At 43.0% G+C, this 8,145-nt stretch carries 8 protein-coding genes and 1 other RNA gene; 3 read left to right on the top strand and 6 right to left on the bottom strand.

The genetic code is table 11. The features are described from left to right. Nucleotides 1–10: 10 nt before the first annotated feature. Nucleotides 11–307 carry a hypothetical protein gene (locus PSU78_RS10540; protein WP_300387749.1) on the bottom strand — a complete coding sequence of 99 codons (297 nt, stop codon included), beginning with the start codon at nt 305–307 and terminating at the stop codon, nt 11–13. A 166-nt stretch (nt 308–473) separates the two neighbouring features. Next, nucleotides 474–1,808, bottom strand: coding sequence for a hypothetical protein (locus tag PSU78_RS10535; protein WP_300387747.1), 1,335 nt, complete (start codon nt 1,806–1,808; stop codon nt 474–476). Nucleotides 1,809–1,914: 106 nt separating this feature from the next. On the opposite strand from PSU78_RS10535, the gene PSU78_RS10530 reads away from it, so the two are divergent. Both PSU78_RS10530 and PSU78_RS10525 read left to right on the top strand, forming a co-directional pair. Further along, the gene (locus tag PSU78_RS10530; RefSeq protein ID WP_300387745.1) at nt 1,915–2,067 is read left to right on the top strand and encodes a hypothetical protein; all 153 of its coding nucleotides are present in this window, start codon (nt 1,915–1,917) and stop codon (nt 2,065–2,067) included. A 279-nt stretch (nt 2,068–2,346) separates the two neighbouring features. After that, nucleotides 2,347–3,537, top strand: coding sequence for a DUF3596 domain-containing protein (locus PSU78_RS10525; RefSeq protein WP_300387743.1), 1,191 nt, complete (start codon nt 2,347–2,349; stop codon nt 3,535–3,537). Between the two features lie 55 nt (nt 3,538–3,592). Here PSU78_RS10525 and ssrA read toward each other — a convergent pair. Beyond that, nucleotides 3,593–3,959: a transfer-messenger RNA gene (gene ssrA / locus PSU78_RS10520) on the bottom strand. Between the two features lie 218 nt (nt 3,960–4,177). Between ssrA and pqqA the strand changes: the two genes are divergently transcribed. Beyond that, nucleotides 4,178–4,249 (top strand): pyrroloquinoline quinone precursor peptide PqqA, encoded by a 72-nt coding sequence (pqqA, locus tag PSU78_RS10515; protein ID WP_012777389.1) that lies wholly within the window; start codon nt 4,178–4,180, stop codon nt 4,247–4,249. A gap of 220 nt (nt 4,250–4,469) precedes the next feature. Here pqqA and recQ read toward each other — a convergent pair whose 3' ends face one another. The 3 genes from recQ to PSU78_RS10500 form a co-directional block, all read right to left on the bottom strand. Continuing rightward, nucleotides 4,470–6,299 carry a DNA helicase RecQ gene (gene recQ / locus PSU78_RS10510; RefSeq protein WP_300387742.1) on the bottom strand — a complete coding sequence of 610 codons (1,830 nt, stop codon included), beginning with the start codon at nt 6,297–6,299 and terminating at the stop codon, nt 4,470–4,472. Between the two features lie 128 nt (nt 6,300–6,427). Continuing rightward, nucleotides 6,428–6,802, bottom strand: a complete 375-nt coding sequence (locus tag PSU78_RS10505) for a DUF4440 domain-containing protein (protein ID WP_300387740.1) — start codon at nt 6,800–6,802, stop codon at nt 6,428–6,430. A 106-nt stretch (nt 6,803–6,908) separates the two neighbouring features. Continuing rightward, a complete protein-coding gene (locus tag PSU78_RS10500) occupies nt 6,909–8,042 on the bottom strand; it encodes an OmpA family protein (protein ID WP_300387738.1) in 1,134 nt (377 codons plus the stop codon). Nucleotides 8,043–8,145 lie beyond the last annotated feature (103 nt).

Raw genomic sequence — 8,145 nt, 5'->3', positions numbered from 1 at the left:
TAATCAGCGGTCACGTTGGACCGTTTTTACTGGTCACGATGGGCCATAATACCCACAATAGTTGATGACGGGCGCTTTGCAAGGGGCTTGCCACTCCCCTACCCGACATAACAAATTCGCGATAGCCAAGTAGTGCATTGCTCCGTTCAGTGCCGAATTGACCAAGCAACCAATCCATATCCAGCCACACGGGTGCAGCTTCATGTCCTGTGACGATGGGGTAGCTGCTCCAGAGCCAATCTTCGAGGATATTCACCATGTTGGCGCGAAGCGGGTTCAACACGATATAGCGCGACAGTTCCAGCAAATATGTGGCTTTTTTACGTGATTATAGGTGGCCTTTTTGGATGATTATGGGTGGCTCTTTTGGGCGAGAATACGCAATTTAAAGACATACTGCGGCTGAATTTTGACCAAGTAATCCACGTATACTGCTTAATTTATGAGCATCAATATTTTGTATGGGCTGATCATTAGCCAGATTTACGTGACGTTTTCAATTTTTGATCGTGCTTTTTTAAGGCTTTGGCAACATTTTGTCTCGAAATTTTAGTTCCAGCAGCTGTAAGAATTTTGCTGATTTCAGCTAGATTAGTTGTTTTATCTGGATACAGTTCAAGAATTAAATCGATTGAATTTGATTTCCGGCCATCGGGTTTGAGGTTTTCTTCAGCGAAAAACCAATCTTCCGCATCTTCTAGCATGTAAATTATCCAGAGAGGATATGTGGATTTTTCAGATTCATCATCCAATGCACATATAATTTGATTAGCAAATTTCTCCCAACTTGGAAACTTAACTGCCTCTGCCTGAAGTTTGTTACATACAAAGGGGAAGTTGATTTGCATCATTGCCTGCCAACGCGGCGCTACTTCAGCCCATTCCAAATCAAGAGTTTCCGTGATCAACTCCTGAATTTCTGCAGCAATCCCCAGATAGTTACCTATAACTATCTCATGGGTCTTGGCACTTGATGCTTTACTATGCAAGCCAACACATACAGCTCTTCTTCTAGCCTGCCGCTGTGCTTTTGCTTCCCATAGTTCAGGCGGCAATGACTTTTGGGTCTTAACTCCAGCATCGCGCCTATGCTGATTTGTAACGTTGGTAGACCGCGCTAGACGGTTAGAAGTATGCTTAACACAAGGATATCTCCGAAAACAAACACTACACCACTTCAATTGCTCTCTTTGAGGCAGTTGTGGTGCGACTGAAGCCAAAGCTGAGATAAAATCCGAAATTAGGCCGAGAGTGGCACAAGTCATATCGAACACTTCCCTTTCGTCACGATCAAAACAAATTTCAGCGTAGACTTCCCCTACCTTGTTAATCATATTTACCAAGCGCTGATAACTTACCTTTTCATAATTCAAATACTTAGAAAGCGGGAAAGGATATCCCAATTGATAAAATTGCGAATCTACAAATGATCCTTTTGGAAAGATCTTTCGAATTGCTGGGTCTGCCAACTCTTCAACCAACTCTTGAGTGGGGGTAAATCCGCGTGCGCATGTTCTACCAGGTGAATATTCCGAAAAGGCAATCCCCTTGGTTCTAATCATACCAGCAACGTTATTAACCGCTGTAATCATTAGCGGATTCGCACCATAGCAATCAGCCAAGATTGCATCGAATTGATTAAGTACGTAATCAATTCGATTTTGTTTACCTACTACTAAGGAAACATATTTGAATATCCGCCTACTGCCAGGTAATCGATAACTAGCCTCCAGTTTGGCTGCATCTCTAATCGACAATTGACGTTCTGCCTTAATTCCATTCATTTTTTGGCCTTTAGAATCTGTCACCCTATTTCCTAACTTTCTGCTTCGATTGTTATTTTTTTAACATATAGAATAAGTTCAATAAAACGCAATTTCGCTTTTATTTTAAACATTATAGAAAGAAATACATATGAAAAAACCATTGCAAACAAATAATGAAAAGCCAATTACTGCAGCCATCCGAACGATGGGCTCCGGATCGGAGAATTTGATGGGGCATCCAGAACCATTGGATGATATTGAGGTTACACCAAAAAAATCTGCAATCATTAGCTTCTACTGAGTTAGTAGATGTTAAACAACTTCCTGGCGTAGACCAATAATGTCCTTAAAAGAATCTGAAACTACTGTTCTAATGTCAGTCAGTCTTGGTTTTAAACCAAGCACAGAGTTCACACTAATAAATGGTTAAGTACGTCACTATTAGCAAATTTCATGAGATGACGGGGTACACCGAGGATGCTATTCGGACTAAAATTCGTGATGGTGTTTGGTTCGAAAATAAAGTTTGGATCAAAGCTCTGGATGGAAGAATTTTAATTATTATTGAGGGGTATAACGAATGGGTGGAATTAGCACTGGCATCAAGGTGGCGTCCGCAACGAGCTATGAAATCGCCTTTACCTACAAAGGTGTTAGGTGTCGAGAAAGGGTTAAACTCAAGCCCACTCCCGCTAACCTAAAAAGAATAAAAAATCATCTTGCTGCAATTAACGATGCAATCGATAAAGAAACATTTGATTACAGCATTACATTTCCTGAATCAAAACTTAGATTTAAGTTTACATCTCACCAAGGTGAGACCCTCTTAGTTGAAGATTACTTAGATAATTGGCTCCAAGAAAAAGCTAGAAAACTGAAGGCGTCTTCTCTCCTAGACTACACAAAAGTAGTCAACAACTTAGTTATTCCTAAATTTATCGGTAAAACACTGACGGAGATCAAACGACCCGCTATAAAAAAATGGCTACTAGAAATGACATGTGGAAATAAGCGGTTAAGTAACATTCAAAGCATACTTAGAACCGCACTTCAAGATGCAGTCGATGATGAATTAATCGAAACCAATCCCATGTATGGCTGGAAGTATGAAAACAAAGAAGCACCAAAGAAAGAGGATGACGTTCAGCCATTCAGCCAAATAGAACAAACTGCAATTTTAAGCGCACTTGAGGGGCAAGGTAAAAATATGGTGCAATTTTTCTTTTGGACAGGATTACGCACCAGTGAGTTAGTTGCATTGGATTGGGGCGACATTGACTGGAAGCGTGGCACTATAGTTATAAATAAGGCACTTACTCAAGCTGCCGATGATTGTGAGCAACCAAAAACAAGGTCTGGAAATAGGGAAGTTAAAATACTCGCGCCAGCGTTGCAAGCATTAAACCAACAAAAACAGTACACTTATTTGAAAAATGCAGAGATATTTCAGAACCCAGCTACCTTTGAGCGCTGGAGTGGGGATCAAGCCATCAGAAAAAATGTTTGGATTTACGCTTTAAAACGCGCAAAAGTTAGATATCGCAGACCTTACCAAACCAGACACACCTATGCCAGCATGATGCTTACCGCTGGTGAGTCTATTACTTGGTTGGCCTCGCAAATGGGACATAGCGATTGGGGAATGTTACGCAAGGTATACGCAAAATTCATCAAAGACTCAATCCCAGATGCGGGCAACAAAGCCGTTCAAATGTTTAGCGCAAATGTTGTCAAAAATGTTGTCATTTCAGCCCTAAATAGCACCAAATAATGTCATATTTTTTGACAACATAAAACACTAAGTCATTGATTTTATTACAATAAAATGGTGGAGCTGGCGGGAATCGAACCCGCGTCCGCAAATCCTCCACAGACAGTTCTACATACTTAGCCTTGTTGTTTAATTTAACGTGCAACACACCAACAGACAAGCAGTTTGCACGCGAGTTACATTAAGGTTAATGCAGTGCTAAGTAACCCAACACAACACGTATCCCGTGTATATGACACTACGTATGGGTTACCCCAATCCAACCCACGGGAGAGCTGGTGTAGCGTCCAGCAGAACTAAGCTGCTAGAGAGTAAGTTTCGTCGTTTGCGACTATACTTGTTTCAGCTGTATTTACGAGGTAATCTGAGCCTCGGTATGCCCTGCACTGCTTTGTAACCCACGTCGAAACCTGGTCAGCCCCAAATCAGTCTTACTATGACGTACTTACATAACGCTAAGTTCATCAATGAATGAATTATACGCTTAAAGCCGCGCCTCTAAAAGCACTATGCGTATTTAAGCAAATTCACTAGCTTGATTTACGCAGCACGCATAGGGTTGATTTTTAAGGGCGGCGCATAATGCAACAGATGGAGCGAATCATTCTGAATCGCCAAACTGATAAAAAGGATTAATATCATGTGGACAACACCAGCAGCTACAGAAATGCGTTTTGGCTTTGAAGTTACAATGTACGTAATGAACAAATAAGCTTTAACGCTTAATCAAAAGCCCGCTTAATGCGGGCTTTTTTGCGGCTATGAATCTTGTAGAATGTTATCCACCTCTGCCATTAAGCGGTAAGTTTCATAGAGGTCATAAATAGTTTTTTGGTAATGTTCCGTACTATCCAGATCAACTAAAAAACACCGTGCAAGTCAATAGGGACGGGCTTTGCAGGGTGGGTGTTTTAAGCTAACTGGTTAACGTGTTATCTATTTTCCAGCACTTCTAAAAACGCATCGCCATATCGCTCAAGCTTAGCCTGCCCAACCCCTGTAATTTGGCTCATTTCAGTGAGGCTACCTGGTTTTTGATTGAGTATTTCTAGCAGCGTACTGTCATGGAATATCACATAGGGCGGCACGCCTTGTTCTTTGGCCAGCTCCATACGCTTGGCTTTCAGTGCATGCCATAATGGGTCATCAGCCACCTCTTCGTAGCCTTCTTTGGCACGAGTGCCACGTTCTGCCTTGCTGACTTTACGGGTAGCAACGACTTCTACATCTTGGCGTAACCAAACTTCCGCCTCGCCTTTTAGTACAGGTTTTGCAGACTCGGCTAACTTCAAACCGCCGTATGCTTCAATATCGCTTTCCAAATAACCACCTGCGACTAACTGCCGATAAACACTGCTCCATTGTGATTGCGTTATGCCTTTTCCAATGCCAAATGTGCTTAAGCTTTGATGATTGAATTGTTGAATTTTTGGCGTACTTTTGCCCAATAACACATCGATTAAATGTACGACGCCAAAGCGTTGCCCTGTGCGATATACGCATGAAAGTGCCATTCGAGAGGCTTGTGTGGCATCCCATGTATCCACTGGGCTTAGACAGTTATCGCATTGCTCGCAATGGCCAGCGTGGGTTTCGCCGAAATAGCGCAACAAGGTTTGGTGGCGGCAGCTGGTAGACTCACAAAAGCCTAATAAGGCATCTAGCTTTTGTCGCTCGACAGCTTTGCGTTCTTCTGGCGCATCGCCTGAGTCTAACATTTTGCGCATACTGACTACATCGCCCAAGCCATAAGTCATCCAAGCATTTGCTGGCAAGCCATCGCGTCCCGCACGGCCTGTTTCTTGATAATAGCCTTCCATACTTTTAGGTAAATCCAAATGCGCAACAAATCGAACATTGGGCTTATCTATGCCCATGCCGAATGCCACAGTAGCGACCATAATCACGCCTTCTTCACGTAAAAATCGGCGCTGATTTTGATTGCGCACACTAGCATCTAATCCAGCATGATAAGGCAATGCATCCCAGCCGCGTGACTTTAGCCACTCGGCAGTTTCCTCTACTTTTTTACGACTTAAACAATAGATAATGCCAGCGTCATTGGCATGTTCGCTATCTAAAAAAGCTTCCAATTGTTGCCGTGCGTTAGCCTTTTGCGTGACGCGGTATTTAATGTTTGGGCGGTCAAAACTAGAAACAAACTGCCGTGCTTCTTCAAGCTTTAGCCGTTCAACAATTTCAGCGCGCGTCGGTGCATCCGCCGTGGCAGTCAGCGCAATACGTGGCACATGCGGAAAACGTTCGTGCAATACAGTAAGTTTACGATACTCGGGACGGAAATCATGCCCCCACTGCGAAACGCAATGCGCCTCATCAATCGCAAAAAGCGCAATGCCAGCGCCCTCTTCTATTTCGTCTAACAACGATAAAAAACTAGACATTAAAAGTCGCTCAGGCGCTACATACACAATCTGCAAGTGTCCACGCATCAGCTGCGCTGTGATTTCGCGCGCTTCATCGGCATCTTGACTAGAATTCAAAAACGCTGCGCGTACGCCTAACTGCTTAAGCGCATCGACTTGGTCTTGCATTAAGGCGATGAGTGGCGAGACCACAATACCAACGCCCTCACGCAGCAAAGCTGGCAATTGGTAACACAAAGATTTACCGCCGCCAGTTGGCATCAATACTAGCGCATCGCCACCAGTCGTAACATGTTCGACAATGGCCTGTTGCTCACCGCGAAAAGTTGAATAACCAAAAACGTCTTGTAGGGTTTGTAATGCGGGAATATTTGACATGGGCGGTATTGTACACCGCGCAGGATTGACGTTAGCCGACGATTCTACAAATCGTGATCATAAAAAAGGTGAGTAACAAGTTACCCACCTTATAAGGTTATATCTAAGTCTGTTGCTAATAATAGTTATTAAGCCTTCATATTCCACACATGCGAGTTGGTATGCCACTGTCCGTCAGAACCCTGCTCCAGCACACTCATTGTAATGCCACCGAAAGAAGATGACTCTGCGCCGCTGGCACTCCATTTAGAAATTTGGTAGATCACTTTATCTGATCCACCAAACTCAATAATCTCTAAAGTATGATTATGCACACCATTTTCCAAAAAACCATTAAACAACGCCTCTATTTCGCCGCGCCCCGCAAGGGTTATGCCGTTGCCTGGAGATACCGTAGCATTTTCAGTATAAAAACTAGCGAGCGTCTTTATGTGTCCGCTGTTTAATGCTTTATTCCATGCAGCATTAGCTAATTCGATGATTGATTTAGTGTCTATTGGCATTTCAATTTATGTAGTGACTGATCATTTTAATGATGATGCAACGTTGCTTAGTAGCATCATCATTATGTTAACGGCTAAAACCGCGAATTTAGAAGCAAGCTAAAACTTAATTACATGCTGCTTGACCTTCAACTTTATGCTGCTCTTCATCTAAAATTACAACACGACGGTTAGGCGCTAAACATTCAACCAATTTTTTGCCTTTAACGCCTTTACAGTCAACTACTGGCTCTGACTCACCTTTACCAATTACTTGTAGGCGACTTGCATCAATACCTTGCGAAACGATGTACTCTTTCACTTGATTAGCACGTTTTTCAGATAGTTTTTGGTTGTAAGCTTCTGAACCAATACGGTCGGTATAGCCGCTCACCATCACTAATTTGAATTCTGAATGCTCTTTAAGTTTAGCCACAACGCCATCAAGAATTGGCTTAGAGCCATCTTGCAATTTAGACTTGTCAAAACCAAATAGCTTTTCAGCTGAAATTGTTACCGTTTCAAATTTAGGTTTACACGGCTCTGCCACTGGCAAAGGAGCTGGTGCTGGAGCCACTTCAGCCACTGGCTCAGGTGCTACATATGGGGCAGCTACTGGTTCCGCCGCTGCAACCACTGGCATAGGCGTTGGCGCACCAAAGCGGAAAATACCGCCTAAGCTTAACAAGGTATTGCTGACTGTTTCACTGTGGCTAACATTCGTTCCGTCTAAATTATTATCCAAGCCGCCTTTAGCGCGACTCCATTGCTGACGTAGGTCAGCTTGCAAACCAAAAGTGTCGCTCACTAAATATTGTGCGCCTAAACCCACATTCGCCATCCAGCCAGTTTTAGTGTTACTCAAGTCATTGTTGGGAGCAGGAATAGAATAGCCAAGTTTATTGCGCGCTACGCCAGCACCTACTAATACAAACGGACGGAATTTATCACGACTCAGCATGTATAAAGCATCCAAACCCAATGTAGTTTGTTTGTATCGACCACTCGCGCCAGTAATGCCGTTTTCATTTGAAGTGTTATAGCCTAAACCACCTTGAATATCCCAGCTAGGACTTACTTCTTTACCAAACTTGATAAATGCACCACCGCCATTACCAGCATTTAGGTCATTGTCAGTATCCATATAACTAATGCCTGGTAAAGCATACCAAGCACCGCGATACATATCTTCCGCTGAAGCAGAAAGTGCAGTTAAACCTAATGTAGCTACGACTGCGATTTGAATAAGCCTGTTGTTCATATTAATTTGCCTTTATTTTAAAGTGATGGTGTTTGTGTTTAACTCAGCATGAGTAGTTGTATGCATAATACTTACGCATGCTTAAACACTCTGTGCGGCAGGC

Source organism: Methylotenera sp., from assembly GCF_029945705.1.
Classification (GTDB): domain Bacteria; phylum Pseudomonadota; class Gammaproteobacteria; order Burkholderiales; family Methylophilaceae; genus Methylotenera.
Note: the sequence above shows the minus strand (reverse complement) of the source record. Positions and strands in the feature narration are given on the sequence as shown.